The following is a 26,195-nucleotide window of genomic DNA, read 5'->3' on the forward strand; positions in this document are numbered from 1 at the left end:
CAACACGTGGTCGCGCCCGTCCGGCGCGACGTGGCGATCCACGTCGGCGGGCTCCTGTGGAAGCCACCGGCTGCACCGGGCGAGCCCCCACCGGCGGACGAGGCCGGCGGAGAGGGGCCGCCGACGGCCGCGTAGCGAGCCGAATGCCACCAGAACTGCAACCAGACGACGAACGCCGGGTCGGTCCTCTCGGACCTTCCCGGCGTTTCGCCTGTTCCGTGGCGGTAGCGGTGGGATTTGAACCCACGGAGGGCGTGAACCCTCACACGCTTTCGAGGCGTGCTCCTTCGGCCACTCGGACACGCTACCGCCGAAGACGATACCGAACCCTTCACACGGCGGGCGCAGGGGGACGACCCCGAGCCCGCATCGGGCGCTCGCCCGAGACGTGACCGGGTGGTGATCGATTCTCCGATGACCGTCGGTCACACTGTTCCGATGACGAGCCACCAGCCGGTGCGGCGCCTGCTGGCCGCCGCGTCCGTGTTGCTGGCCGCCGCGTGCGCGCCGGCCGCACAGACCGCTTCGGCCCCGGTGGCGGGCTCCTCGTGCGTCCCCGAACAACTGGCCACGCTCACCCCCGGGACGCTGACCGTCGGCACCGACCAGCCCGTCTACCCGCCGTGGTACATCGACGACGACCCGTCGTCGGGCCGGGGCTTCGAGAGCGCCGTCGCCTACGCGATCGCCGGTGAGCTCGGCTACGCCCGGGAGGACGTGGCGTGGACCCGGGTGCCGTTCAACGCCGCGATCCAGCCCGGGCCCAAGGCCTACGACTTCAACCTGACCGAGTTCTCGATCACCGAGGAGCGGCGGCAGGCCGTCGACTTCTCCAGCCCCTACTACGACGTCAAGCAGGCCGTGGTCGCGATGAAGGGCACCCCGGCGGCCGCCGCGACCTCGGTGGCCGGGCTGAAGGACGCGCGGATCGGCGCCCAGGTCGGGACGACCAGCTACGACGCGGTGGTCAACCAGGTCGGGTCGACCGTGCAGCCCCGCGTGTTCAACACCAACGACGACGCCAAGCTGGCGCTGGCCAACGGCCAGGTCGACGCCATCGTGGTCGACCTGCCCACCGCCTTCCACATCACCTCGGCCGAGCTGCCGAATGCCACGATCGTCGGGCAGCTGCCGCTGAGCAACGCCACCCCCGAGCAGTTCGCCGCGGTGTTGGACAAGGGCAGCCCGCTGTCGGTGTGCGTGTCGCAGGCCGTCGACCGGCTCCGCAGCACCGGGACCCTGGCCGGCCTGGAGCGGGAGTGGCTGGCCGCCGGCGGCGACGCGCCGGAGCTGCGGTAGCGCCGGTGCTCCCGGCGCCGGCCCCCGAGCTCAGCCCACTGGCCCGCGACCGGCTCGCCTACCGCCGGTCCCGGGCCCGCCGCTCCACCTTCGTCGCGCTGGTCTCGACGCTCGTCTTCGCCGCCGCGGCGGGGTTGGCGCTGACCAGCGCCCCGGGCTGGACCCAGGTCCGCGACACGTTCCTCGACCCGGCGGTCGCGTGGTCGTCGCTGCCCGCGATCCTCGACGGTCTCTGGCTCAACCTCCGGGTACTCGTCGTCGCCGAGATCGGGATCCTGATCCTCGGCCTGACGATCGCCGCGCTGCGCACGCTGCGCGGTCCGGTGTTCTTCCCCGTCCGCGCCCTGGCCACCGGCTACGTCGATCTCTTCCGCGGCATCCCCCTGCTCATCGCGCTGTACCTGATCGGCTTCGGGTTGCCCGCGCTGCGGCTGGAGGGCGTGCCCACCGACGCGGCGGTGCTCGGGACCATCGCGCTGATCCTCGTGTACGCCGCGTACGTCGCCGAGGTGTTCCGGGCGGGGATCGAGTCGGTGCATCCCTCGCAACGGGCGGCGGCACGGTCGCTGGGACTCACCCACCGGCAGTCGATGCGGCTGGTGGTCCTGCCGCAGGCCGTCCGCCGGGTACTGCCGCCGCTGCTCAACGACTTCGTCGCGCTGCAGAAGGACTGCGGGCTCATCTCGGTGCTCGGTGCGGTCGACGCGATCCGGGCCGCGCAGATCGAGTCGGCCCGCACCTACGACTTCACCCCGTACGTCGTGGCCGGGCTGCTGTTCGTGCTGCTCGCGATCCCGACCGGCCGGGTGGCCGACGCCGTGGCGGCGCGCACGGCACGCCGCCGGGAGGCGATCTAGGTGACACCGGTGCTCGAGGTGCGCGGCGTGGTGAAACGCTACGGCGCGGCGACCGTGCTCGACCGCGTCGATCTGGCGGTGGCCGAGCACCAGGTCGTCGCGGTGATCGGGGCGTCGGGGTCGGGCAAGTCGACCCTGCTGCGGTGCGTGGACCTACTCGAGGACATCGACGACGGGCAGCTGTTGCTGGACGGCGTCGACGTCTCCGACCCGCGCCTCGGCGCCGCGGCCACCGCGGCCGCGCAGCGCCGGATGGCGATCGTGTTCCAGACGTTCAACCTCTTCCCGCACATGACGGCGTGGGAGAACGTCGCGCTCGCACCCCGGGTCGTACACGGACTGCCGGCCGGGCAGGCACGGCAGCGGGCCGGCGACCTGCTGCGGCGGGTGGGACTGGACCGGTTCGCCGACGCCTACCCGGACCGGCTCTCGGGTGGTCAGCAGCAGCGGGTCGCGATCGCGCGGGCGCTGGCCGTACGGCCGCGGCTGCTGCTGCTCGACGAGATCACCTCGGCGCTCGACCCGGAGCTCGTCGGCGAGGTGCTCACGATCGTGCGCGAGGTCGCCAGGGACGGCATGACGATCCTGATGGCCACCCACGAGATGGGTTTCGCGAAGCAGGTGGCCGACGTGGTGTGCTTCCTCGACGGCGGCCGCGTGCTGGAGGCGGGCCCGCCGGAGCAGGTCCTCGGTGACCCGGAGCACGAGCGGACCCGGGCCTTCCTCGCCCGGGTGATCGCGGCGGGCCGGCTGGGCTGAGGACGGTCACTCCCCGCGCGCGCGTTGTCGGCTCGCCGCGCGGGCCCGATCGCGCGCGAGGGAGGCGAATACGCGCGTGGCCTCGCCGGACTGGCGCCTATCGCGGTCCGGACGACGGTGCGCGCACGTTCATCGCCGGCCGGCACGCCACGCGTCGAGCCCGATGTCGACCAGGCTCACCCGGTCCAGCGTCCCGACGCGGTCCAGCGCGATCCACTCCGCGCGGTCGGTGGACCCGTCCGTCTCGTCGCGCAGCTCGCCCCCGACGACGTGGCCGGTGTAGATGATCCGGATCCCGTGGTGGTCGACGGGGTCGCCGGCGAGGTCGGTCGTCAGGCGGATCGAGTCGACCGTGAGCAGCCCGTCCAGCACGACCTGGTGGCCGGTCTCCTCGGCGACCTCGCGCACCGCGGCATCACGGGGGTCCTCGCCGTGGTCGAGACCCCCACCGGGCAGCGTCCATCGCGGGCCGCTGGGGCTGATCCACCGGGCGAGCAGGACCTCTCCGTCGCGCACGCACACGGCGTAGGCGGCGACGCGCTGCAACCGGGCGATCTCCGGGGACTGGACTGACTGCGCCGACTCCACCGGCCGAGCCTACGGGGCGCCGTTGCGGTGCCCGGCGAAGAACGACTCCAGCACCGCGGCGCACTCGGCCTCCAGTACGCCGCCGATCACCTCGGGTCGGTGGTTCAGCCGGCGGTCGCGCAGCACGTCCCACAGCGAACCCACCGCGCCGGTCCGCGGCTCCCAGGCGCCGAACACCACGCGGGCCACCCGGGCCAGCCCGAGGGCGCCGGCGCACATCGTGCAGGGCTCCACCGTCACGGCGACCGTGCAGCCCTCCAGCCGCCACTCCCCGACGACCTCCGCGGCCGCACGCAGGGCGAGCACCTCCGCGTGTGCGGTCGGGTCGCCGAGGGCCTCCCGGGCATTGCACGCGGTGGCCAGCTCTCGGCCGTACGCATCGACCACGACGGCACCGATCGGGACGTCACCGCTGTCCGGGGCGCGGTTCGCGACAACCAGGGCACGCCGGACCAGCTCCTCGTCGGAGCGCAAGGAGCCTGCCGTCACCGCTCGTCGACGACCTCGGCCAGCGCCTCGGCGAAACCGCATCGGCGGCCGATCGCGGCGAGCTGCTCGTCGGGGTAGAGCTCGATCTCGGCGGCGAGCACCTCGAGCTCGTCGGCGGGCAGGCCCAGGTCGGCGAGGATGCCGAGGTCGCCCTCCGGCCACGGCTCGTCGAGCACGTCCTCGTCGGGCGGGAGCTCGACCCGCAGCAGGTCGAGGACGTCGGCGGCCACGTCGTAGTCGAGCGCCGCGACGGCGTCGGACACCATCAGCGCCACGCCGCCCGGTGTGGGCCTCAGCAGCACGAAGAACTCGTCGTCGACGTCGAGCAGGCCGAGGACGGCTCCGGTGGACCGCAGCGCCCGCAGCTCGGTGATGGCGGCATCGAGATCAACCAGGGCGTCCGGATCCAGACGCGTGCAACGCCAGCGACCATCCTCCCGGATCGCGGCGACCGCATACCCGGGCAGGGCCTGTTCCCGCACGTCCGCGGGCGCTTGGACGCTCTGCACCGCCATGAGACTACGGTAATCCTCCCGGTGAGTGTGCTCCAAGCCACAAGCGTAAGTTGGTCCACCTGTCACCCTCCGGAGATGTCAGGATCGGATTCATGCCTCCGGTCGATCCCCAGCTCGCCGGACTCGGCGATCAGGCCCGCGCGTTGCAGCCCCGGACCGTCGCGCTCCGCCGGGCTCTGCACCGCCATCCCGAACTCGGCCTCGATCTCCCCCGCACCCGCGACGCCGTGCTCGCCGAGCTCGCCGATCTGCCGCTGCAGATCCACCTGGGGCGGACGGTGAGCTCCGTGGTGGCGGTCCTGGAGGGCGCCCGGCGCGGGCCCACGGTGCTGCTGCGGGGTGACATGGACGCGCTGCCGCTGCGGGAGGACACCCCCGTCGCGTTCCGGTCCGAGATCGATGACGCGATGCACGCCTGCGGGCACGACACGCATGTCGCGATGCTCGCCTCGGCGGCCCGGCTGCTGGCCCGCCGGCGTGAACAGCTCGCCGGCCGGGTGCTGCTCATGTTCCAGCCGGGCGAGGAGGGTTTCCACGGTGCCCGGTACATGATCGACGAAGGGCTGCTGGCGAGGAGCGGGCCCGCGGGCACACCGGATTCGGCCTACGCACTGCACATCAGCGCGACGCTGCCGTCCGGTGAGCTGCACACCCGGCCGGGGCCGATCATGGCCGCGGCCGACGTCGTCCGGGTGACGGTGACCGGGCGCGGCGGGCACGCCTCCGCGCCGCACGACGCGTTGGATCCGGTCCCGGCGGCCGCGGCGATGGTCGGCGCACTGCAGACGATGCTGACCCGGCGGGTGGACACCCATCAACCGGCCGTGCTCACGGTCTCACACATCACCGCCGGGACGACGAACAACATCATCCCGGAGACGGCGTTCCTGGAGGGCACGCTGCGGACCATGTCGGAGCCGGTCCGGGCGCTGCTCCACGAGGAGATCCACCGGGTGTGCCGCCACACCGCGCTGGCCTACGATTGCACCGCCGAGGTGCGGATCAGCTCCGGGTACCCGGTGACGGTCAACGACGCGGACGAGGCCGAGCGGGTCGGCGACCTGGGCTCGCGAGTGCTCGGCCGCCGCCGGGTGGCCAGCATGCCGAACCCGATCATGGGCGCGGAGGACTTCGCCTACGTGCTGCGGGAGGTTCCGGGTGCGCTGGCCTTCCTCGGCGCGTGCCCGCGGGGGATCGACCCGAACTCGGCGGCGCCCAACCACTCGAACCGGGTCGTCTTCGACGAGGCGGCGATGGCCAGTGGGGTCGCGATGTACGCGGGGCTTGCCCTGAACGCCCTGCGCTGACGCCCGTGCGACCCCGTCCGCGCTGCGGGAGAACGGTCGGGCAGGGTGGACGTGTGACGACCGTGCCTGCTTCGACCCCGTCCCTGCGCGATCTCGGGCTCGCCATCCGATCAGGCGAGCTCTCCCCCACCGAGCACATCCGCGACGTGCTCGACCGGCTGGGCGCCGACGAGCACAACGCGGTGGTCACCCTGGACGCCGACGGCGCGCTGCGGCAGGCCGCCGCGCTCACCGAGGAGCTCGCCCGTGGCGAGTGGCGCGGGCCGCTGCACGGTGTCGCCGTCGGGATCAAGGACCTGTTCGACGTGGTGGGGCTGCCCACCCGGGCCGGCTCGAACGTGCTCGCCGACGCCCCGCCCGCCACGTCGGAGGGACCGGTGGTGGCGCGGTTGCGCGAGGCCGGCGCGGTGATCGTGGGCAAGCTGCACACCCACGAGTTCGCCTACGGCCCGACCGGTGACGTCTCCGCCACCGGCCCGGCCCGCAACCCGCACGACCGCGACCGGATCACCGGGGGCTCGTCGTCGGGGTCCGGTGCCACGGTGGCCGCCGGGCACGTGCCGCTGGCCCTGGGCACCGACACCGGGGCGAGCGTGCGCGTCCCGGCCGCGCTGTGCGGTGTGGTCGGGCTGAAGCCGACCCTGGGCCGGCTGTCCACCGACGGGGTGTTCCCGCTGTCGGAGACCTGCGACCACGTCGGGCTGCTCACCGGCGACGTGCACTCCGCGAGCGTCGCGTGGGACGTGCTCAGCCGGGCCGACGGCACCGGCGGCGGGATCCAGTTGCCGGGCGTGAGCGGGGTCCGCGTCGGGGTGCTGCCCGATCCGTACTGGCAGGCCGCCGACCCCGTCCTGAACGAGGGGGTCGCGGCCGCGGTCGAGCGGCTGGCCGACGGTGGCGCGCACGTCGTCGAGGTGCGCACACCGATGATCGACGAGCTGGCGGCGAGCTACTCCGAGATCGTCGGCGCCGAGGCCTACGCCACGCACGCGGACTGGCTCGCCCAGCGCCACGAGGACTACCAGCCCTTCACCGCCCAGCGTCTGGAGGCCCTCGCCGGCCAGCCGGCCCGTGCCTACATCGACGCGCTGCGCGCCCGCCGACGGCTGACAGCGGCGTTCCGCGCGGCCTGCGACGAGGCGGGCGGGGTGGATGTGCTCGTGCTGCCCACGACCCGGTTGCGGGCCACCCCGATCGGGGAGCGGAAGGTCGAGATCGACGGTGAGACCGTGCCGGTGTGGTCCTCGCTGCTGGCGCTCACCCTGCCGTTCAACCTGACGGGCTGGCCGGCCGTCTCGGTCCCGGGGCACGTTTCCGACGGCGGGCTGCCGGTCGGCGTGCAGATCGTCGGGGTGCGGCTGGAGGAGCGCGGGGTGCTGCGGGTGGCGGGCGCGCTGAGCTCGTCGTGAGGCGCACGCCGTAGCCTCTGCACCCATGTCGGAGCGGGCGGTGTGCGTGATCGGGACCGGACTGATCGGCGGCTCGCTGTTGCGTGCCGCGGAGAAGGCCGGCCGCGAGGTGTGGGGCACGGCCGCGTCGGAGGCCACCGCCGCCGAGGCGCGCGCCGACGGGTTCACGGTGGGCACGGACCTCGACGCCGCGCTGCGCCGGGTGGTCGAGACCGACGCCCTCGTGGTGCTGGCCGTCCCGCTACCCGCGGTGCCGGACGTGCTGCGCCGGATCGATGCGATCGCCCCCACCTGCCGGCTGACCGACGCGGTCAGCGTCAAGGTCGCGGTGGCGGACGAGGTGGCCCGCTACGCCCCGCGTGCCCGGTACGTGGGCGGGCATCCCATGGCCGGCACCACCGAGTCCGGCTGGGCGGCCGGGCAGGCGTCTCTGTTCGCCGACGCCGCCTGGGTGATCGCCACGGACGACGGCCTGGACCTGGAGGTCTGGGCCGACGTGGCGGAGCTGGCCTGGGCGTGCGGCGCGCGCGTGGTGCCCGCCGCGATCGACGAGCACGACCTGGCGGTCGCCCGCATCTCGCACCTGCCGCACCTGCTCGCGGCCGTGCTGGCCGCGGTCGGGGCGGGCGAGCCGGACGACGACCTGCCGCTCGCGCTCGCCGCGGGCTCGTTCGCCGACGGCACCCGGGTGGCCGGCACCCGCCCGGAGCTCGTGCTGGCGATGTGCGAGGGCAACCGCGACGCTCTGCTCGCCGCCGTGGACGACGCACTCGGCCGGCTCGGGGCGATGCGCGGCGCGCTGGCCTCGACCGGTGGGCTCGCCGCCACCGTCAAGGCGGGGTACGCGGGCCGGCAGCGCTGGGCCGCGACCCGGGACCCGATGCCCGAGCGGATCCGGCTCGACGGGCCCGGCGTGCTGGCCGAGCTGCGCGAGATCGGCCGCCGCGGGGACGTCGTCGTCGGCTGGCGGGAGTGACCTCGGGTGGCCGGCTCAGCCGGCCACCGGCTCCGCCCCCGCTGCGGTCACCCGCTGCGCCACGCCCGGGTAGCGCGACACCACGGCGTCGCTGTCGACGACGAGTTCGGCCGCGAAGTCACCCGAGCTGAACCCGACGACGGCCTCGCCGAGGCCCTCCTCGTCGAGGGTGGACACCGTCCGGTAGCGCTGGTCGACGAGCTCGACCTCGAGGTCCGGCAGTGACACGAACACCACCGGCAGGACGTGGTCACCGGGCTCCCGGTGCAGTCCGAGGCGCCGGATCGGCAGCGTGTTGAACAGCGGGCTGTACTCGAGGTCGACGTCGACCGCCCCGCCGAACTCCGAGCGGTCGCTCCCCGCGCCGGTGTCGAGCAACCAGAAGCCGTCCTCGGTCCGGTTGAGGGTCAGGTGCCGCTCGCGCTCAGCCGTCGCAGCGGTGACCGAGAGCCGCTGCACCGTGCCGTCCTCGCCCACCACCGCGCGGTAGGAGGCGGTGAACTCCTGGTCTGCACCCAGACGGACCAGGCGGCCCAGCGCGCGCAAACCCCCGGCCCCCAACAGGAGCCGGGTTCCTTCCAGGCCCACTGCACCGTCGGCCTGCCAGGTCAGCATGGTCGTCACCGGCACCACCGTAGCCACGGAGAGACCCTGTCGGGGAGAGGGGGCCGCCCGTCGATCGCCGGACGCAGCGTCTACTGCCCGGTCGTGGGGGCCTGCACGCCGCCCGGGCCGTCCGGGATCAGGTCCTTGAGCTTGTCGACGACCTGGTCGACCTGCTCGTCATGGCCGAACTTGCCCTTGACGAGATCGCCGACCTTCTCCGTGGCGTCCTCGACCTTGTCGCCGTGGGCGTTCAGCAGCTCCTCTGCCTTGCCGCGAAGCGCGTTGAAATCCACCATCGGTGCCCCCTTCTCGAGCCCGTACCCAACGCGCACATCCTGCCCTCCCACGCCTCGCCACAGCCAGTGACCTGCCCGATCGAGCACCACGGAGATCGACATCAACGCTGTGGAGTGATCCCTGTCGGGTCTACGTCGTCGCGGATCCCGCGGAATACCGGATGCCGGAGCCTCCCGGCCGCGGTCCAGCCGACGTGCGAGACCTCCACGACGAGCCCCGGCCGGCACCACCGGGCCCCCGTCGCGTCCGCCCGCGACAACGGCCTGGCGAACGGCTGGAGGATCGCGCTGCGCTCGTCGAGACGCTCCCGCAGGACGCGCTGCACCCCGTCGGCCGCGAGCCCCGACCCCACCCGGCCGGCGTACTGCAGGACGGCGTGCGGTCCGGGCACCCCGAGCAGCAGCGCCCCGATCCGGGAGGGGTTCGTGCGTTCCGGCTTCCATCCCACGACCAGGCACGACTGGGAGCGCCGGTGGGTCACCTTCACCCAGCTCGGGCTGCGTTGCCCCGGCCGGTACGGCGCGTCCCGCCGCTTCGCGACGATGCCCTCCATCCCGCGCTGCGCGGTCGCCGCCAGCAGGGCCGCGCCGTCGGTGTAGAGCGGGGAGAGCTCCGCGGTGGGCACGGCGTGCAGGGCGAGGCGCTCCAGGGTCGCCCGGCGCTCACCGAACGGGCGCTCGAGCAGTGACACCCCGTAGAGCCGCAGGATGTCGAAGACCATGAAGGCGACCGGACGGGCCTCAGCCCGGACCGCGGCCACCGGCCCGTGCATCCGGTCGGCCAGCGCGGCGAAGCTGGGGATGCCGTCGTCGAGCAGCACCACCTCGCCGTCGAGTACGGCGTCCGCCACCAGGATGGACAGCCCGGAGAGTTCGGGAAAATTGTCCGTCACGTCGCGACCGGTGCGACTGGTCAGCCGAACGCCACCGTCGGCGATGTCGGCCAGCAGGCGCATCCCGTCCCATTTCACCTCGAAGACCCATTCCGGTCCGCTCGGGAGCGCTCCAGGGGTGGCGAGCATGGGCTGCACGCCGTCATGCTGTCACTGAATGTGGTCATGCAGTGCAATCAGTACCGGGACACTCCGGGCGGGAAGGCAGAACCATGCGGGCGATGTGGAGTGGCGCCGTGTCGTTCGGTCTGGTCAGCGTGCCGATCAAGCTCTATTCGGCGACGACCAACCACGACATCCGGTTCCACCAGGTACACGGTGCCGACGGCGGCCGCATTCGCTACAAGCGGACCTGCACCGTCTGTGGTGAGGAAGTCGACTACGCCGACATCGTCAAGGGCTACGAGACCGAGGACGGCGAGCTGATCACGCTGACCGAGTCCGATCTCGAATCGTTGCCGACCGCGACCGGCCACGAGATCGACGTGATCGAATTCGTGCCGGCCGAGCAGATCGATCCACTGCTGTTCGACAAGAGCTATTACCTCGAGCCGGAGGCGAAGGCGGCCAAGCCGTACGCGCTGCTGCGCGAAGCGCTCAAGGAGACCGACCGGATGGCGGTCGTGAAGGTCGCGCTCCGCCAGCGCGAGACGCTCGCCTTGCTCCGGGTCAAGGAAAAGGCGATCGTGCTGCAGACGATGTTGTGGCCCGACGAGGTGCGCGAGCCGGACTTCGACATCCTCGACACCGACGTCGAACTGCGGCCGCAGGAGTTGCAGATGGCGGCGTCGCTGATCGAGAGCCTGGGTGCCGACTTCGATCCGACCGAGTTCCACGACGAGTACCGCGATGCCGTCGAAGAGCTCATCGAGAAGAAGCGCAGCACCGGCGAGGCCCGGCCGGCACCGGTTGCGCAGAAGGCCGAGGAGGACGAGGGCGACAGCATGACCGACCTCCTCACCGCACTGCAGCGCAGTGTGGAGGCGGCGAAGGACGGTGCGGCGGCGGAGTCGGGCGGATCACGGCGGCGGCGCGCGGCGGGGTCGTCGTCGGGTAGCGAGGAGAGCGCGTCGGGCGGCGCCGCGAAGAAGTCGAGCACCCGGAAGCCGGCCGCGAAGAAGTCGGGCGACGACGACGCCGAGGAGAAGCCCGCACCGCGCCGGCGGACGCGCAAGCCCGCCTGAGCGGCCCGGCTCGGCCCGTCACGGGCCGAGCGCGGACTGCGGGGGCTTCTCGTCGTTGGCCAGCGCCTCGAACAGCGCCGACGCACGCGTCTTGTCCCAGCGGACGACCGACTGGCCGCGGACGGTGGGCGTGGAGCCGACCGGGACCGTGGTGGTGATCCCCTCCCCGCCGGAGATCCCGCGCATGCCCAGCCCGAGGCCGGCGAGGTTCCAGATGTGGTCGGAGTCGTCGACCGTGATGGTGCCGGTCATGGCCGAGGCCAGCGGGATCATCCGGAACGGGTTGATCAGTGTCGCCGGGCTCGTCGCCTTCCCGACCAGCGCGGAGAGGAAGGCCCGCTGCCGCTCGACCCGGTCGAAGTCCGAACCGGCCGTGGCCCGCGTCCGGACGTAGCCGAGCGCGGTCTGACCGTCGAGCTCCTGGCAGCCCGCCTGGATGTCGAGCCCCGCCTTCGGGTCCTTGATCGACTGCGGCACGCACAGGTCGACCCCGCCCACCGCGTCCACGGCGCCGACGAACCCGCCGAACCCGACCTCGGCGTAGTGGTCGATGCGCAGCCCGGTGGCCGCCTCCACGGTGCCGATCAGCAGCTGCGGGCCGCCGAGGGTGTAGGCCGCGTTGATCTTGTTCGTGCCGTGGCCCTTGATGGGGACGAAGGAGTCACGCGGCAGGCTGACGAGAACCGAACCGGAGCTGCCGGTGTGCAGCAGCATGATCGTGTCGGTGCGCTGACCGGCGACGTCACCGGTCGCGAGTCGCTCCTGGTCCTCCTCGCCCAGACCGGCCCGGCTGTCCGAGCCGACGATCAGCCAGTTCGTGCCGGAGGACGTGGCGCTGCTGTCGGCCGGTAGGGCCGCGGTGCGCTGCAGGTTCTGATCGAGATAGACGCCGAAGGCGACCAGCGACACCAGCAGCACGACGAGCAGCACCTTCAGCCGCCGGCCCCACCGAGGTCGGCGCGCAGGTCGGGCCGCCACCGGCGGGCGCGTGGGTGGCGGCATCGGCCGGGCCCGATCCCGAGGCCGGGCGCGTTCGTGCTGGCGGGGCAGCATGGCGGTCTGCCGCGGCGGTGGCGCCATGGGCGGCGGCGGCTGACGGCGCGGGCGCTGCGGCTGCCCCCAGCCCGGGCCGTGCCCGCGCCGGGGCGGCGGCCCGCCCCGGCCCACGGGCCGCGTCGGCCCCCCGTAGTCACCGTTCATGATCCACACCACCCCGTCGGCGTGTCGTCCGCTGATGCGGTGGGCCGCCGCCCTCCCGCCGACCGGCGGTCACCATACGCAGCGGCGCACCTGCCCCACGCCAGGAGGGACGTCCGGGGCCCCGATCCGGTTGCGTGCGGGTCCGACGTGCTCGCCCACCGGCCGCACCGATCGCGGCCGGTGGCGGGGTCGTCACTCAACGGGAGAGCAGCGGCTCGCCCTCGAAGAGCCCGAGCTCCTCGCGGTAGAACTCGATGCCGATCCCGTTCGGGTCGCGGATGTAGAGGCTGTTGTCGATCCCGCGGTCCGGGCCGATGTACTCGACGCCCGCCTCGTCGAGCCGCCTGCGGGCCGCGGCGAACTCCTCGGGGGACGTCGACAACGCGATGTGCTGGACCCCGCCGATGGTCTCGTGGAAGTCCGGGTGGTCGTGGCCCGGGAAGTCGAAGAAGCCCAGTAGGTTGCGGTTGCCGATGTCGAAGAAGAAGTGGCTCGAGCCCTTGTAGTCGCGGTTCTCGACGAGTTCGACGAGTGGGAACCCGAGCAACTCCTGGTAGAAGCGGATGGTCTCCTCGACGTCGCGGCAGATGAGGGCTATGTGGTGCACCCCGCGCACCGTCGAGGGGCGGCGCTCCCCCGGAGAGCGCAGGTACTTCTCCTTGAGATCCGCGCGGCGCGCGCGGACGGCCTCGAGTTCGGCTCCCTCGGGTTGCGGCATCTCGCGTCCTCTCCCTCGATCCGTCTGTCTCTCTGTCCACACCGTACTTGCGGATACAACGGTTCGCCGTGGTCCAGATGGAACGACGTTAGCGCCGGTGAGCTGCGGATGCGCCTCCCGCGAAAGGGTCGGACAGGTCAGGCGCGCCTTCGCGGCGGCGTGACAGCAGCGTGTCGACTCGGGCCGGCGCGGAGCGGTCCAGCGCGGCCGAGATCAGGACAGGGTCATGGTTGCGGCAGGGATCGACACCGCGGCGTCGCAGGAGCCGGATGGGGCGGGCGGGCCAGGCGCCTCCACCGTGCAGAAGCGCAGCGAGCCGCGCGCGATGCTGTCGCCCGCCGTCATCCGGTTCGACGCCGGCCGGGTCCGGGCGGCTCGGTGACCCGGGACCGGCCCGGGCCGTGCGTTCCACGTGAAACACATCCGGGTGAGCGTGTGGGAGAGGATGCCCGGTGTGGATCTCCCCCTGCTCGAGGACGACCTGGCCGAGACCGGCGTGATCGAGCCGCACCTCGTGGTCCGGCCCGTCGACATGCCCGAGGCCGCGGTGCTGTGCTTCTTCCCCGAGGTCGTGGACGCGGTGGGAGCGACCGCGCGGCGGATCGCCCGGCTGTCCTCGGAGCGAGGCTCGACCCCGGTATGGGAGACCGAGGTCGACGGCCGCCGGCTCGCGGTCGTGCAGCCCGGGGTGGGCGCTCCCCTGTCGGTGATGTTCCTGGAGGAGCTCATCGCGATGGGTGCGCGCAAGCTGGTCGCGGTGGGCGGCGCCGGGACGCTGGTGCCGGAACTGGTGCTCGGGCATGCGGTCGTCGTCGAGAGCGCGGTGCGCGACGAGGGCACCTCGTTCCACTACCTGCCGCCCACGCGGACGATCGAGGCCGACCCGCACGGCGTCGACGTGCTCACCCGCACCCTCGACGACGCCGCGGTGCCCTACGTCGTCGGCCGGTCCTGGACCACCGACGCGGTCTACCGCGAGACCCGCGCCCGGGTGGACCGCCGCCGCGCGGAAGGCTGCCTGGTGGTGGAGATGGAGGCATCGGCGTTCATCGCCGTGGCCCGATACCGCGGCGTGCGGTTCGCGCAACTGCTCCTGGCCGCCGACTCGCTGGCCGGCGAGGCGTGGGAGCACCGCGGCTGGACCACCGCCCGACAGGCCCGCGAGGGGCTGTTCCGGCTGGCTGCCCGCGCCGCGCTGGCGCTGTAGCGGGCGCGGCCCTCGGTCAGCGGGCGGCGCGCGCAGGCGTCCCGCCCGTCGCCGAGATGAGCGCAGCCCCCGCGGCGATGCCCGCGAGCAGCAGGAACACCGCCGGATAGCCCCCGAGCAGTGCGGCGAGGGCGGTGCCGGCCCAGGGCGCGACGGCGGTGGCGATCAGCATCGGCGCGGAGATGACGCCGTTCAGGCGCCCGTAGTGAGCCGCGCCCCAGCGATCGCTCACCGCCGTCGCCTGCAGCAGCGTGAAGATCCCGCGGGCGGCCCCGACCACCACCGAGATCACGACCAGCAGCACGGCCGGGCCGGGGACGACGGCGAGCAGGCCGGTCGTCCCCGCGCACGCACCGATGATCAGCGCCGTCCGGGACCGGACGCCCGTGGCGGCCACCAGGCGCCCGTAGAACAACCGCCCGGCGACCTGCCCCACCCCACCCAGACCCAGCGCGAGCGCGGCCGTCGCCGTGTCCAGCCCACGGCCGAGCAGCAGCGGCACGAGGTTGATCAGTACGGCGTAGACGGCGAACGCGGCCAGCGTCATCGCCACCGTGAGCAACACGAACGGGCGGCTGCGGGCGACCGGGCCAGGGTCGCGGGAGGCCCACCCGGGGGCGGGCTCGACCTCCGGCCACTGGCCGCGGAGCCCGAACAGGTGCAGCGGGATCGTCGTCACCGCGAGCACGGCGGCCAGTACCAGGTAGGTGTCGCGCCAGTCCATCCGCGCGATCAACGCCGCCGTCAGCGGGGCGAACACCGTGCTCGACAGCCCGGCGATCAGGGTCAAGGCGGTCAGGGCGGCCACCTGCCGCGGGCCCCACCAGCGGGTCAGCGCCGCGAACGCCGGCTGGTAGAGCACGCCGGCCATCGCCACCCCGGCGACCAGCCAGGCCGCCAGGAACCACCACACCGACTCCGCGACGGCGATCCCGACGACCGACGGCACCGCGAGCACCGACCCCGCGGTCATCACCGCGCGCGGTCCCCACCGGTCCAGGGCGCGCCCCACCGGGATCCCCACCAGCGCCGCGACGACCAGGGCCGAGGAGAACGCCGCGGTCATCGCACCGGGTGACCAGCCGGTGTCCGCCGCGATGGACGGTGCGAGGACCGGGAAGGCGTAGTAGAGAACGCCCCAGCTCACCACCTCGGTCACGCACAGCACGACCAGCACGCGGCGCAGCGCGGCCCGGGGCAGCGCTGCGGTCGACGGTGACACCACCCCGGCAGTCTCGGTGAGCGGGCCCGCGCCACGCCAGCGCGAGTGGACCCCGGCGCGTCGTGGTAATCCGTTTGCTGCCGGGCGGACCGCCGGCGATGAGCGAAGCGGAGGTGCCCGGATGAGCACGGACGTCGTGCCGAGACGGCAGGACCGGTTCGACGGCTGGATCGCCGGCCTGGGGACCGCTGCCGGGCTGCGGGTGGTGATGGGGCACTGGGAACGGTCCCCACTGGGCACCTTCACCGATGTGATGGTCGAGCAGCCGGACGGGCACCGGGTACTACTCGCGCCGACCCGCGAGACAGCGGACTTCGTCGCCGGCACGTACCGCTTCGACGAGGTGCGGCTGACCCCGGTCACGACGGTGGTCGACGGGGCGGACTGGCAGGTCGGCGCCGGCCCGCTCGAGGTCGCGTTCCGCGCAGGTGGACGACCGCTGCTGGGCCGGCTGCTGCGGCTGGTCCCCCGGGCGCTGGCCACCGCCCCGTGGTGGATCAGCGTGGTGGACGTGGTGGCCCGGACCGTGCTGCCCGGGGTTCGCACCCGGGGCAGCGCCGGCGGAGGCCGGCGGGAGTACTACGCCGCGCTGGACCTGCACCGGGTGCACTCGGCGACGGTGCGCTGGGCGGGCGCCGACCAGGGCGCGCCGGCCCCCGTGTCGCCGCCCGTCCGGTTCGGGTTCGGCTCCACGCCGCGCACGCCGTCGCTGGTACGGGTGGTCACCCTGGTCCGGACGGGCTGACGTGCAGACCTTCCTGCCCTACCCCGATTTCGCGGCCAGTGCGGCGACGCTCGACGACCTCCGGCTGGGCAAGCAGCGGGTCGAGGCCCTGCAGGTGGTCCGGGCGCTGACCAGGGAGACCTACGGCTGGAAGCGCCATCCCGCCGTGCGGATGTGGGACGGCCACACCGAAGCCGCCGCGGCCTACGGGCTGGCGGTCTGCGCGGAGTGGACGGCGCGCGGGCGGCCCGACACCTGCGCGGTGTCGATCGGCGAGGACCTGGTCGCCGCGGGCATGGCGCCGCCCCGGTCGCAGGCCGAACTGGAAGCGGCGGGGTTGCTGCCCGGCTGGCTCGGCGACGAGCGCGTGCACCGCAGCCACCGCGCCGCGCTGCTGCGCAAGGACCCGGCGCACTACGGTCCGCTGTTCCCGGCCGAGGACCCCGATCTGCCGTACTTCTGGCCGGTGTGACCCGTCGGATCAGTCCCGCAGCGCGGCGACGAGGTCGGCGAACCGCTCCGGCGAAGGCGTCTCACCGGGCCGGTTGAACCGGATCCGCTGGGCCACCCCGGCGTAGCGGCGGCGCAGTTCCCCCGCGACCTGCTCGGTCGTGCCGACCACGCACATCGCGTGCAGCACGTCGTCGTCGACCAGCGGCACCATGTCGTCCCAGCGCCCCTGCTTGGACAACCGGTTGAGCTCGGTCTGCAGCTCGCCCCAGCCGTGCAGCTCCAGCACCGGCCGGTACGCGGGGGTGGAACCGTAGAACGAGATCTGCCGGCGCACGGCCTCGACGTCGGCGTCGTCGAAGGCGACGAACGGCGACAGCCCGATCTCGAACCCGTCGAGCGTGCCGCGGGCCCGCGCCAGCGTCGGGACGACGATCTCCCGCAGGTAGCGCTCGGTGAGGAACGGATGGGCGAGCAGCCCGTCGGCCACCTCGCCGGCGGTGCGCAGCATGTGCGGGCCGACCGCGGCGAGGAACACCCGCGGCGGTCCGTGGGGGTTGGCCGGCGGCGTGAAGTTCGGCGTCATCAGCGTGTGCGTGTAGAACTCGCCGCGGTGCTCCAGTCGCTCGCCCGTCTCCCACGCGGTCCAGATCGCCCGCAACGCCTGGACGAACTCGCGCATGCGGGCCGCCGGGCGCGACCACGGCATGGAGAACCGCCGCTCGACGTGCGGGCGGATCTGGCTGCCGAGCCCGAGGACGAATCGTCCGCCGGAGTAGCGCTGCAGGTCGAGCGCCGTGTAGGCGACGGTCATCGGGGTGCGGGCGAACGCGATCGCCACCGATGGACCCAGCTCGATGCGCCCGGTGTGCTCGGCCGCCAGCGCGAGCGGCAGGAACGGCTCGGCGCGGTTCTCGGTGTTCCACGCCCCGGCGTAGCCGATCTCCTCGGCGATCCGGGCGTCGGCGACCACGTGCTGCATACCGTCCCGGAGCCGGGCGTCGATCTTCACACCGCCCGGTCGTACACGTTCGCGGTCTGGCCGGTCAACGACCGCGATGTCGTGCGAACCTCGGCCGATGAGCAGCACCGCACAGGAGATCGCCACACCCGGTCCGCCGCGGGTCGAGGAGGTCGACGACGGGATCCACGCCTACATCCAGCCCGACGGCACCTGGTGGATCAACAACACCGGCTTCCTGGTCGGCCGCCGCGGCGTGGTCAGCGTCGACGCGTGCTCCACCGAGCGACGGACCCGGGCCTACCTCGAAGCGATCCGGGGCGTCACCTCGGCACCGGTACGCACGCTGGTCAACACCCACCACCACGGCGACCACACCTTCGGCAACTACCTCTTCGACGGCGCCACGATCGTCGCCCACGAGGCGACCCGGGCCGGTGTGCTGGCCTGGGGTGGGCCCGGGGCGCCCTTCTGGACGGAGGTCGACTGGGGCGGGATCGAGGTCGAGCCGCCGTTCCTCACCTACACCGATGCCGTCACCGTCTGGGTCGACGAGCTGCGCTGCGAGGTCCGGCACGTCGGGACCGCGGCGCACACCACGAACGACTCGATCGTCTGGATCCCCGAACGCGGCGTGCTGTTCAGCGGCGACCTGCTGTTCAACGGCGGCACCCCGTTCCTGCTCCAGGGCTCCGTCGCGGGTTCGATCGAGGTGCTGGAGAAGGTCGTCGCCCCGCTCGGCGCGCGGGTGATCGTCCCCGGGCACGGTCCGGTCGCCGGACCCGAGGTGATCGACGAGGTGCTCGGCTACCTGCGGTTCGTGCAGGCCACCGCGCAGGCCGGGCGGGCGGCCGGGCTGACCCCGCTGGAGACGGCGCGGGAGACCGACCTCGGCGCGTACGCGCAGCTGGGCGACTCCGAGCGGATCGTCGGCAACCTGCACCGGGCCTACGCCGAACTCGACGGCGCGGCACCCGGCGCCGCGATCGACGCGGTAGCGGCGCTGCAGGACATGGTCACCTTCGACGGGGGGCGGCCGCTGACCTGCCTGGCCTGAGCCGCTCAGCCGAGCCCGTCGGCGGCGACCGCAGCGGCCTGCGCGATCAGCGCGTTATCGGGCGTCGCGTCCGCGGCACCGCGCACCGAGAAGATCGAGACGACGATCGGGGCGGAGCCGGGCGGCCAGGCGACCGCGACGTCGTTGGCACTGCCGTAGCCCCCGGAACCGGTCTTGTCACCGACCCGCCAATCGCCCGGCAACCCGGCGCGGATCCGCGTGCCTCCGGTCGTGTTGCCCACCAGCCAGCCGGTGAGCACCTCGCGGGCCGGATCGTCGAGGCGCCGACCGAGTACGAGTTCGCGGACGGCGCCGCCCATCGCGCGCGGGCTCGTGGTGTCCCGCTCGTCGCCGGGGATCGCGGTGTTGAGGTCCGTTTCCCGGCGGTCGAGCCGGGTCACCGGGTCGCCGAGCGAGCGGGCGAACGCCGTGATCTCGGCCGGGCCGCCGAGGACGTCGAGCAGCAGGTTGCCCGCCGTGTTGTCGCTGTAGCGGATGGCGGCATCGCACAGCTCGCGGACCGTCATCCCGCCGGCGACGCGCTGCTCGGTGATCGGGGAGTACTCGACCAGGTCGGCGTCGGTGTAGCGGATCGGGGTGTCGAGGAACGCGAGCGGATACCGGTCCAGGACAGCCGCCGCGGCGAGCACCTTGAACGTCGAGCACATCGCGAACCGCTCGTCCGCGCGGTGCGCGAGCTCCCGCCCGGTGCCGGTGTGCAGCGCGTACACCCCGAGCCGGGCGTCGAAGCGCCGTTCCAGCTCGGCGAGCCGATCCGTCGTCGCCGCAGCTGCGGGGTCCGCGGTCGCCACCGGTTCCCGCGCCGGTGACGACCCCGTGCACGCCGCCGCCCCCAGCAGCGGCACGGCGAGCACCGCCCCCAGGATCCCGCGCCGCCCGAACGTCCGGTCACCGATCATCTCTTTCGCCCCCCGAGCAGCCGACCACTCCGATGATCAGGGTGCCGCACCGGTCCACCGGCCGGGCGGGCGGTACGGCGAGCCTCCGGGTCAGTCGTGCGGCTGCAGGGCGGCGGCGATGACGTCCCGGCCGATGGGCGAGGCGACGGAACCGCCGGTGGCGGCGTCGCCGAGGTCGCCGCCGTTCTCCACGATGACGGCGACGGCCACCACCGGGTTCTCGGCGGGGGCGAAAGCGACGTACCAGGTGTGGGGCGGAGTGGCCTTGGGGTCGGCGCCGTGCTCGGCCGTCCCGGTCTTGGAGGCGATGGTGACGCCGGGGATGCTGCCGTGGCCGGTGGTGCGCTGCTCGGACCCGACCATCAGGTCGCGGAGCGTTCCGGCGACGTTCGGGGGGATCGCCTGGTCGAGCTCCTGCGGTTCGGTCCGGTCGATCACGGACAGGTCCGGGCCGTCGACCTCCTTGATCAGATGGGGGGCCATCCGCTTCCCGCCGTTGGCGATCGTGGCGACGATCTCGGCGTTCTGCAGCGGCGTGAGCCGCACGTCGCGCTGACCGATCCCGGACTGCGCCAACGCCGCGGCGTCCGGCAGGGAGCCGACCTCGGAGGCCACCACGGGGTCCGGGATCTGCAGATCCGTCTGTCCGAAGCCGAACTTCTCGGCCTGACCGCGCAACCGGTCGGCACCGAGCCGGCCGGCCAGGGACGCGAACGCGGTGTTGCAGGAGCGGGCCAGCGCCTCGGCGACCGAGACGGTCGAGCTCGCCCCGCACTGCTTGCCGTCGTAGTTCTCCAGCGTGGTGCTGGTACCCGGCAGCGTGATCCGGGATTCGGCTGTCAGCCGGGTGGCCGGGGTGACCCCGTCCTGCAGGGCGGCGGCCAGATCGACCAGTTTGAAGGTCGAGCCGGGCGGATAGGTCTCGTCGATCGCCCGGTTCGTCAGCGCACGCGGATCGGCTGCATCGGCCTCGGACCAGCCCTTCTTCTGGACGCCCGCATCGTGGGAGGCCAGTGGGTTGGGATCGAAGGAGGGCGTGGAGACCATGCCGAGGATCGCCCCGGTCGAGGGCTGGATCGCCACCACCGCTCCCGTGTGGCCCTTGCGCGTCATGGCGTCGTAGGCGACCTGCTGCACATGGGGGTCGATGGTGGTCACCACGTTGCCCGGCGTCGGGGTGCCGCCGGTGAGCAGGTCCGACAGCCGGTGGAAGAGCAGGCGCGGATCGGAGCCGTTGAGCACGGGGCCCGCGGCCCGCTCCAGGCCCGACGAGCCGTGGGACCTGGAGAAGTACCCGGTGACCGGGGCGAACGCGGGACCGTTCGGGTACTCACGCAGGTAGCGGAACGAGTCGTCGGTCGGAGAGCTCGAGGCCAGCAGTTGGCCGTCGGCGCTGATCTGCCCCCGGGGCTGGGAGTACTCGGCGAGCTGCACCCGCCGGTTGCGCGGGTCGTCGCGGTAGTCGGCTCCCTTGACCACCTGCACGTAGGTCTGGCTCGCCAGCAGGATCACCATCAGCGCCATCATCGCGACGCCCACCCGGCGGAGTGCACCGTTCACGAGCGGGCCCGTCCGGTGTCGCGAGCCGGCCCCCCTGGGAGTGTGGTCCAACGTCCGGGACCGATGTCGATCGCCTCCTCGAGCGACGCCTGCGGCTTCCCCCCGACGCTAACCCGGGCCCCGACGGCCCCGGCTGAGTGCATCCTGAGTGAATCCCGGATCGGCTGCGGCGGCGCTCACATCGCGAACGACGAGGTGGGCCCGGACTCCTGCTCGACCTGCCGGGTCGGCCGCACCTCGAGCGCTTGGCACCGGCAGGTCGAGCCCGCCCCCCGCAGCGGCGGGCAGGATCGATCCCGTGGCCGCACGGAGGACCGACCGGATGGACTGCGCCGTCCTCGGCAGCGCGCCGACGGGGCCGGTCCCCGTGCCGGTGTGAGCGGCCGCCATGGCCAAGGGCGGCAAGAAGCATGCGGCGAACCCCGGTTCCGCGAATCGCGACACCGACGCCCCGGAGCACAGCGCCGCCTCCGACCTGCGTGAGCAGCTGGCGGACCTGCGCGTCGTCGACAGCGTCGACGACGACCCGGTCCTGATCGGGCCCGACGGGAGACCGGTCGACACCTGGCGCGAGGGCTACCCGTACCCCGAGCGGATGGCCCGGGCGGAGTACGACCGCCTCAAGCGGCCGTTGCAGATCGAGCTGCTCAAGCTGCAGTACTGGGTCAAGGAGACGGCACAGAAGATCGTCGTGCTGTTCGAGGGCCGGGACGCGGCCGGGAAGGGCAGCACGATCAAGCGGTTCATGGAGCACCTGAACCCCCGCGGCGCGCGGGTCGTGGCGCTCGGCAAGCCCTCCGAACGCGAGCTGACGCAGTGGTACTTCCAGCGCTACATCGCCCACCTGCCGGCCGGCGGCGAGATCGTGCTGTTCGACCGGAGCTGGTACAACCGGGCCGGCGTCGAGCGGGTCATGGGCTTCACCGACCCGCGCGACTACATGGAGTTCCTGCGCGAGGTACCCGAGCTGGAACGCATGCTCGTCCGCAGCGGGCTGCACCTGATCAAGCTGTGGTTCTCGGTGTCCCGGGGCGAGCAGCGCACCCGGTTCCTCATCCGCATGATCGACCCGGTCCGGCAGTGGAAGCTCAGCCCCACCGACCTCGCCTCGCTCGACAAGTGGGACGAGTACACCGAGGCCAAGGAGGCGATGTTGTTCTACACCGACACCGCCGACGCGCCCTGGACGGTGATCAAGAGCAACGACAAGAAGCGGGCCCGGATCGAGGCCATGCGCTTCGTGCTCAGCCGGTTCGACTACCCGGACAAGGACCCCGAGATCGTCGGAACCCCCGACCCGCAGATCGTGGGCTCGGCCATGGCGCTGTTCGAGCACGAGGAGCGGCCCGAGCCCTTCCCCCCGCTGTCCTACCTCAATCCCCTGCGCTGAACCCGCCCCGCACTGAACCCGCGGTTCACCGGGCCGGGAGATAGCCGAGGTCCTGCAGGACGATCGCGGACAGGTTGGGGATGCGCGAACAGTCCGTCTGCACGTCGGGGCCCCCGGCGTAGTACCGGCGCAGGCGCTCGGCGAACTCGACGGCGCTGCACCCGCCCCCCTCGCGCAGCAGCGTGAGCGCGGTCTCGAGTTGATCCCGCGTCACGCAGTCCTGCCACAACCGCTGGCGCAGGCAGACCTTCTCGTCGTCGACGAGCACCACCCGCAGCGTCGAGCCCCCGGCCAGCGGCCGGACCGTCGGCTGGTCCTCGTACCGCGATCGCACCGCGCTCCAGTCGAGCATCATGTGTCACCGTCCCGCTTCCGCCGGCGGTCCAGGTCCATCGCGAGCAGACCCAGCCAGCCGGATTCGGGGCCCGTCGGCACGGCCGCCGCGGGGGTGCCCGTCGCCGGCGTCCCGTCGGCCACGGAACCGGGCAGCACCGTGCAGATCATCGCCGGGGTCACCGCGGCGGCGAACTCCCCGGGGGCCGGGAGCAGCCCGAGCCCGGGAACGTCCAGGGGAACGGCCCGCACGCCCGGGTGCACCGCCGCCAGCGGGGTGAGCACCGCGAGATCGGCGATCGCGGCCGCCGGCTCGTACCGGGTGCCCTGGTCGGAGAACACGGGGGTCACTCGAGAACGCCCAGGTCCTTCAGGACGTGCGCGGCCGATGTCGCGCGGACGTCGGCCACCAGCGCGCGGTACTCCTCGACGAACAGACCCGCGTGCCGGCTCATCCGCTCCGATTCGACCAGCTCCACCGCCCGGGTGAGGTGCTCGCGCGCCAGCGTGTCGCGCCACAACGGGTTGCGGATGTGCACCCCCGAGTCGTCCGCGCCGGTGATCTCCAGCGTCTTGCCACCAGCAACGGTGGGGATTCGGACGCCGCCGGAGTACTTCCTCACGACCGCGTCCCAGTCCAGCGGCACCGGTCTCACCCTCTCTCGTCCGGGTCGGGAGCCGGGGGCAGCCCCGGTTTCGCCAGTTCCTGCATGAAGGCCAGCGTCGAGTCCCGCCGGGCGGTCGCCTCCCGCTCGTCGCAGGACAGCCCGGCGGCCAGCGTGGCCAGGTCCTCGCCGCGGATGCACGCCCCGACCAGCACCTCCCGGTGCTCGTCCGGCACGCTGTCCAGCCGCTCCCGCAGCTCGGCCCAGCCGCACACCGTGGCCAGCCGGCCGGCGTCGGCCTCGGCGATGCGGGTCTCGGCGAGCCGCGCGATCCGCCCGGAGTACGGCAGGCCGAAGTACCGGAACACGGTCGGTCGCGACACCATCCCGGCGATCACCTGCACGCTCACCTGCTCGGCCAGGCCGGGATCGGACAGCCGGTGGCTGCAGGTGTACTGGACGGCCTCGAACGTCGCTCGGACCCGCTCCACCCATTCCGCGTACTCGGCCGCGACCCCCGCAGCCACCCCCGACCGCTCCATCTCCCACCTCATGCCACCTCCGGCGCGGAAGTGGCTCTCGCTGCGTCCCGGCACAGCGAGAGCCACGCCCGCCGTCGGGCTACGGCGTCTTGACGACGGTCCTGACCATCGGGGCGATGTGCGCCTGCTGCACGGCCGAGACGTCGGTCGAGGCCGGGGCGTCGCCGCGGATGGCGTCGTGCGGGACCACGACCCAGCAGGCGCAGCCCCAGATGCACTCACCGGCCATCCCGTCGAACCGGATGGACTGTTCGGAGAGCATCACGCCCAGGTCGAGCAGCCAGGCGTGCATCATCAGTTTCTCGTCCCACGACTCGACGGCGTCGTAGGCGTCGCGGGCCTCGTAGAACGCGGTGAAGTCGGTCTTCGCCACACCCGGGATGATGATGTTCGAGTAGGCGGTGAGCTCGTCGAAGAACTCACCGAGCGAGGTGTTGAGCGTGCCGTCCTCGCCCTCGAGCAGGTACTCCCCGAGGACCGCCTCGAGCCGCTTCTGCAGGGTCTCGTTCCACAGCTCCCGCGGGGCGACCGTGTGCGCCTCGATGTAGTCGGTCTTGAAGCCCTCCTTGAGGCCCGAGAACCTCGGGATGTAGTCGATCCACTTGCCGACGACCTCGCGCCACTTGCTGCGGGGCTCGCCGGGCAGCACCTCGACACCGGGGTGGGTGAACTTGGCGGCGTCGAAGACCGTCCAGGTGCGGTCGCCGGAGATGTTGCGCTCGTGCGGTGCACCGGTGAACCCGGCGGGACGCAGCATCTTGAACAGCAGCCGCCCGTAGTCCTGGACGATGAACCGGCTGAACGAGTCGTCGATGAACTTGCGGGTCACACCCTTGCGCAGGGCGTCGCGGATCGCCGGCCGGCCCGTCCGGGTGTAGGTGCCCAGCCGCTGCCAGGAGTGCTCCTGCGGCAGTGCGAAGAACCCTCCGGTGAACGGGTTCTTGTACAGGTCGCCCCAGACCGCCATGACGCCCTGGTTCTTGGCGTCGTCGAGCATGCAGTCGATCTCGTTCATGGTCGGGAACAGCGCGGCCTTGCCCCCGGCGTGCTCCTCGTCGCCGGAGAACGGCATCGCGGCCACGCCGACGACCGGGATCCGGCGGCCGAGCTTGACGTTGGACAGGTGCCGGGCGAGGTCGACGACGATGCCGCTGCCGGTGCCCCCCGCCATGGAGAAGAACACCAGCACGATCGACGGCAGCCGGGTCGCGTTGATCGAGGCGACGAAGTCGTCGAGCTCCTTCTCCAGCCGCTTGTCCTCGCCGTAGTAGTAGTGACCGTAGATCGCCTTGGCGACGGCCCGCGGGATGGAGTCGCCCGGCTTGGGCATCTCGGTGTCCGACGGCAGCCACGGCTCGTAGTTCGGGTTCCAGTAGTAGCGCGGATACTCCATCTTCAGGAACTCGCGCCAGCGGTTGAGGCTGGTCATCAGCTCCCCGCGCTCGGGGACGTCCAGGGCCACCGTGCGGACCTGGTGGCGGTCGGTCGGAATGCCGCGTTCGGCGAGCCGGCCGTTCAGGCCCGCTGCGTACTCCCTGAGCTCGTGCATGTCCTGCTCGCCGATGTCGACGGCCAGTCCGGTGAACCGGGCGCGCGGGTCCTCCAGCTGGTCCTCGATCTCACCGGTGCGCAGCAGCGCCTCGACCATGTAGGCGCCGGTCTTGCCGATGCCGATCGCGTGGATGCAGTGCGGCGCCTGAGCGCCGGTCGCGCTGTGGTAGAGCGACATGCCCATTGCGGTGCTCCTCCTGGTTTCGGGCGTACGACGTCGCCGCACGCCCTCGTGGGTCTCGTGCGCTGCTCGCCTGTCTGCAGGTCGGGGGATGTCATTCGAGGTACCCGAGGTCCTTGAGCACGGTGGCCGCGGTCGTCGGCCGCTCGTCGGCGATGTAGGTCCGGTAGTGGTCGACGACGTCGCCGTAGTTCCGCGTCATCCGGCCCGCCTCCAGCAGTTCGACCGCCTTCTCCAGGTAGGCCCGGGTGAGCTTGTCCTTCCAGAGCCGGTGCGAGACGTAGATGTAGTCCTGGTCGGCCCCGGTGACCTGCAGCGTCCGCGCGCCGGGCATGGATGGGAGCTCGGCCCCGTTCTCGTACCGTTTGACGACGTCGGCCCAGTCCAGTGGCACGG

The 26,195-nt window shown here is 72.7% G+C and carries 31 protein-coding genes and 1 tRNA gene; 13 read left to right on the forward strand and 19 right to left on the reverse strand.

Annotation, left to right across the window (positions count from 1 at the left end; genetic code table 11):
* Positions 1–219: 219 nt before the first annotated feature.
* A tRNA-Ser gene (locus tag HF519_RS00165) sits at positions 220–309 on the reverse strand.
* 129 nt (positions 310–438) lie between these two features.
* Here HF519_RS00165 and HF519_RS00170 point away from each other — a divergent pair.
* The 3 genes from HF519_RS00170 to HF519_RS00180 are packed head-to-tail and all read left to right on the forward strand — an operon-like array spanning position 439 to position 2,915.
* Complete coding sequence (locus tag HF519_RS00170; RefSeq protein WP_169409534.1) at positions 439–1,299, forward strand: ABC transporter substrate-binding protein; 861 nt, start codon at positions 439–441, stop codon at positions 1,297–1,299.
* A 5-nt stretch (positions 1,300–1,304) separates the two neighbouring features.
* Positions 1,305–2,156: an amino acid ABC transporter permease gene (locus tag HF519_RS00175; RefSeq protein ID WP_169409535.1), complete on the forward strand. Its 852-nt coding sequence runs from the start codon at positions 1,305–1,307 to the stop codon at positions 2,154–2,156.
* Positions 2,157–2,915 (forward strand): amino acid ABC transporter ATP-binding protein, encoded by a 759-nt coding sequence (locus HF519_RS00180; protein ID WP_312859802.1) that lies wholly within the window; start codon positions 2,157–2,159, stop codon positions 2,913–2,915.
* Between the two features lie 129 nt (positions 2,916–3,044).
* Here HF519_RS00180 and HF519_RS00185 read toward each other — a convergent pair whose 3' ends face one another.
* Genes HF519_RS00185 through HF519_RS00195 form a run of 3 tightly spaced genes read right to left on the reverse strand, consistent with a single transcriptional unit; the run spans position 3,045 to position 4,507 of the window.
* Positions 3,045–3,503, reverse strand: coding sequence for an NUDIX hydrolase (locus HF519_RS00185; RefSeq protein WP_312859803.1), 459 nt, complete (start codon positions 3,501–3,503; stop codon positions 3,045–3,047).
* 9 nt (positions 3,504–3,512) lie between these two features.
* The gene (locus tag HF519_RS00190; RefSeq protein ID WP_169409536.1) at positions 3,513–3,992 is read right to left on the reverse strand and encodes a nucleoside deaminase; all 480 of its coding nucleotides are present in this window, start codon (positions 3,990–3,992) and stop codon (positions 3,513–3,515) included.
* Complete coding sequence (locus tag HF519_RS00195) at positions 3,989–4,507, reverse strand: tRNA adenosine deaminase-associated protein (protein ID WP_169409537.1); 519 nt, start codon at positions 4,505–4,507, stop codon at positions 3,989–3,991. The genes HF519_RS00190 and HF519_RS00195 overlap by 4 nt, the downstream gene beginning before the upstream one ends.
* Before the next feature lie 92 nt (positions 4,508–4,599).
* Here HF519_RS00195 and HF519_RS00200 point away from each other — a divergent pair, with 92 nt between their 5' ends.
* From HF519_RS00200 to HF519_RS00210, 3 genes are all read left to right on the forward strand, one after another.
* On the forward strand, positions 4,600–5,814 hold the full coding sequence (locus HF519_RS00200) for a M20 metallopeptidase family protein (protein ID WP_169409538.1): 1,215 nt from the start codon (positions 4,600–4,602) through the stop codon (positions 5,812–5,814).
* Positions 5,815–5,876: 62 nt separating this feature from the next.
* Complete coding sequence (locus HF519_RS00205) at positions 5,877–7,223, forward strand: amidase (protein ID WP_169409539.1); 1,347 nt, start codon at positions 5,877–5,879, stop codon at positions 7,221–7,223.
* Positions 7,224–7,248: 25 nt separating this feature from the next.
* Complete coding sequence (locus tag HF519_RS00210) at positions 7,249–8,199, forward strand: prephenate dehydrogenase (protein ID WP_169409540.1); 951 nt, start codon at positions 7,249–7,251, stop codon at positions 8,197–8,199.
* A 15-nt stretch (positions 8,200–8,214) separates the two neighbouring features.
* On the opposite strand, the gene HF519_RS00215 is transcribed toward HF519_RS00210, so the two are convergent.
* The 3 genes from HF519_RS00215 to ligD form a co-directional block, all read right to left on the reverse strand.
* Entirely contained in the window at positions 8,215–8,814 is a 600-nt protein-coding gene (locus tag HF519_RS00215) for a putative glycolipid-binding domain-containing protein (RefSeq protein WP_211169336.1), read from the reverse strand.
* An 80-nt stretch (positions 8,815–8,894) separates the two neighbouring features.
* A complete protein-coding gene (locus tag HF519_RS00220) occupies positions 8,895–9,203 on the reverse strand; it encodes an Rv0909 family putative TA system antitoxin (protein ID WP_246241946.1) in 309 nt (102 codons plus the stop codon).
* Positions 9,203–10,123: a non-homologous end-joining DNA ligase gene (gene ligD, locus HF519_RS00225; protein ID WP_211169337.1), complete on the reverse strand. Its 921-nt coding sequence runs from the start codon at positions 10,121–10,123 to the stop codon at positions 9,203–9,205. The genes HF519_RS00220 and ligD overlap by 1 nt, the downstream gene beginning before the upstream one ends.
* A 92-nt stretch (positions 10,124–10,215) precedes the next feature.
* Here ligD and ku point away from each other — a divergent pair, with 92 nt between their 5' ends.
* Positions 10,216–11,178 carry a non-homologous end joining protein Ku gene (gene ku / locus HF519_RS00230; RefSeq protein WP_246241955.1) on the forward strand — a complete coding sequence of 321 codons (963 nt, stop codon included), beginning with the start codon at positions 10,216–10,218 and terminating at the stop codon, positions 11,176–11,178.
* An 18-nt stretch (positions 11,179–11,196) separates the two neighbouring features.
* On the opposite strand, the gene HF519_RS00235 is transcribed toward ku, so the two are convergent.
* The gene (locus tag HF519_RS00235) at positions 11,197–12,156 is read right to left on the reverse strand and encodes an LCP family protein (protein ID WP_312859804.1); all 960 of its coding nucleotides are present in this window, start codon (positions 12,154–12,156) and stop codon (positions 11,197–11,199) included.
* A 418-nt stretch (positions 12,157–12,574) separates the two neighbouring features.
* On the reverse strand, positions 12,575–13,096 hold the full coding sequence (locus HF519_RS00240) for a VOC family protein (protein WP_169409545.1): 522 nt from the start codon (positions 13,094–13,096) through the stop codon (positions 12,575–12,577).
* Positions 13,097–13,322: 226 nt separating this feature from the next.
* Between HF519_RS00240 and HF519_RS00245 the strand changes: the two genes are divergently transcribed.
* On the forward strand, positions 13,323–13,478 hold the full coding sequence (locus HF519_RS00245; protein ID WP_169409546.1) for a hypothetical protein: 156 nt from the start codon (positions 13,323–13,325) through the stop codon (positions 13,476–13,478).
* Between the two features lie 63 nt (positions 13,479–13,541).
* Positions 13,542–14,303: a nucleoside phosphorylase gene (locus tag HF519_RS00250; RefSeq protein WP_211169323.1), complete on the forward strand. Its 762-nt coding sequence runs from the start codon at positions 13,542–13,544 to the stop codon at positions 14,301–14,303.
* 16 nt (positions 14,304–14,319) lie between these two features.
* On the opposite strand, the gene HF519_RS00255 is transcribed toward HF519_RS00250, so the two are convergent.
* Positions 14,320–15,528: an MFS transporter gene (locus HF519_RS00255; RefSeq protein ID WP_312859806.1), complete on the reverse strand. Its 1,209-nt coding sequence runs from the start codon at positions 15,526–15,528 to the stop codon at positions 14,320–14,322.
* A gap of 118 nt (positions 15,529–15,646) precedes the next feature.
* Between HF519_RS00255 and HF519_RS00260 the strand changes: the two genes are divergently transcribed.
* Both HF519_RS00260 and HF519_RS00265 read left to right on the forward strand, forming a co-directional pair.
* The gene (locus HF519_RS00260) at positions 15,647–16,270 is read left to right on the forward strand and encodes a hypothetical protein (protein WP_211169324.1); all 624 of its coding nucleotides are present in this window, start codon (positions 15,647–15,649) and stop codon (positions 16,268–16,270) included.
* Between the two features lies 1 nt (position 16,271).
* On the forward strand, positions 16,272–16,721 hold the full coding sequence (locus tag HF519_RS00265; RefSeq protein WP_169409547.1) for an MSMEG_6728 family protein: 450 nt from the start codon (positions 16,272–16,274) through the stop codon (positions 16,719–16,721).
* A 9-nt stretch (positions 16,722–16,730) separates the two neighbouring features.
* Here the strand turns inward: HF519_RS00265 and HF519_RS00270 are convergent, their stop codons facing one another.
* Entirely contained in the window at positions 16,731–17,711 is a 981-nt protein-coding gene (locus tag HF519_RS00270) for a TIGR03617 family F420-dependent LLM class oxidoreductase (RefSeq protein ID WP_312859807.1), read from the reverse strand.
* Positions 17,712–17,778: 67 nt separating this feature from the next.
* On the opposite strand from HF519_RS00270, the gene HF519_RS00275 reads away from it, so the two are divergent.
* A complete protein-coding gene (locus tag HF519_RS00275) occupies positions 17,779–18,717 on the forward strand; it encodes an MBL fold metallo-hydrolase (RefSeq protein ID WP_169409548.1) in 939 nt (312 codons plus the stop codon).
* Between the two features lie 5 nt (positions 18,718–18,722).
* Here HF519_RS00275 and bla read toward each other — a convergent pair whose 3' ends face one another.
* Together bla and HF519_RS00285 are read right to left on the reverse strand one after the other, a co-directional pair.
* Complete coding sequence (gene bla, locus HF519_RS00280; RefSeq protein WP_169409549.1) at positions 18,723–19,637, reverse strand: class A beta-lactamase; 915 nt, start codon at positions 19,635–19,637, stop codon at positions 18,723–18,725.
* Between the two features lie 90 nt (positions 19,638–19,727).
* On the reverse strand, positions 19,728–21,197 hold the full coding sequence (locus HF519_RS00285; protein ID WP_169409550.1) for a peptidoglycan D,D-transpeptidase FtsI family protein: 1,470 nt from the start codon (positions 21,195–21,197) through the stop codon (positions 19,728–19,730).
* Between the two features lie 388 nt (positions 21,198–21,585).
* Between HF519_RS00285 and ppk2 the strand changes: the two genes are divergently transcribed.
* The gene (gene ppk2 / locus HF519_RS00290; protein WP_169409551.1) at positions 21,586–22,587 is read left to right on the forward strand and encodes a polyphosphate kinase 2; all 1,002 of its coding nucleotides are present in this window, start codon (positions 21,586–21,588) and stop codon (positions 22,585–22,587) included.
* Positions 22,588–22,612: 25 nt separating this feature from the next.
* Here the strand turns inward: ppk2 and HF519_RS00295 are convergent, their stop codons facing one another.
* The 6 genes from HF519_RS00295 to HF519_RS00320 all read right to left on the reverse strand — a co-directional run bounded on the left by HF519_RS00295 (position 22,613) and on the right by HF519_RS00320 (position 26,193).
* Entirely contained in the window at positions 22,613–22,942 is a 330-nt protein-coding gene (locus tag HF519_RS00295) for a hypothetical protein (protein ID WP_211169325.1), read from the reverse strand.
* Entirely contained in the window at positions 22,939–23,271 is a 333-nt protein-coding gene (locus tag HF519_RS00300; protein WP_169409553.1) for a hypothetical protein, read from the reverse strand. Before HF519_RS00300 ends, HF519_RS00295 begins: the two co-directional genes overlap by 4 nt.
* Positions 23,268–23,576: a hypothetical protein gene (locus HF519_RS00305; protein ID WP_312859808.1), complete on the reverse strand. Its 309-nt coding sequence runs from the start codon at positions 23,574–23,576 to the stop codon at positions 23,268–23,270. Before HF519_RS00305 ends, HF519_RS00300 begins: the two co-directional genes overlap by 4 nt.
* Positions 23,573–24,079, reverse strand: coding sequence for a hypothetical protein (locus tag HF519_RS00310; RefSeq protein WP_169409554.1), 507 nt, complete (start codon positions 24,077–24,079; stop codon positions 23,573–23,575). Before HF519_RS00310 ends, HF519_RS00305 begins: the two co-directional genes overlap by 4 nt.
* 67 nt (positions 24,080–24,146) lie before the next feature.
* On the reverse strand, positions 24,147–25,802 hold the full coding sequence (locus HF519_RS00315) for an FtsZ/tubulin family protein (RefSeq protein ID WP_169409555.1): 1,656 nt from the start codon (positions 25,800–25,802) through the stop codon (positions 24,147–24,149).
* A gap of 91 nt (positions 25,803–25,893) precedes the next feature.
* Positions 25,894–26,193, reverse strand: a complete 300-nt coding sequence (locus tag HF519_RS00320) for a hypothetical protein (RefSeq protein WP_169409556.1) — start codon at positions 26,191–26,193, stop codon at positions 25,894–25,896.
* Positions 26,194–26,195 lie beyond the last annotated feature (2 nt).

The organism is Pseudonocardia bannensis (genome assembly GCF_012911875.1).
In the GTDB taxonomy this organism is placed as follows: domain Bacteria; phylum Actinomycetota; class Actinomycetes; order Mycobacteriales; family Pseudonocardiaceae; genus Pseudonocardia; species Pseudonocardia bannensis.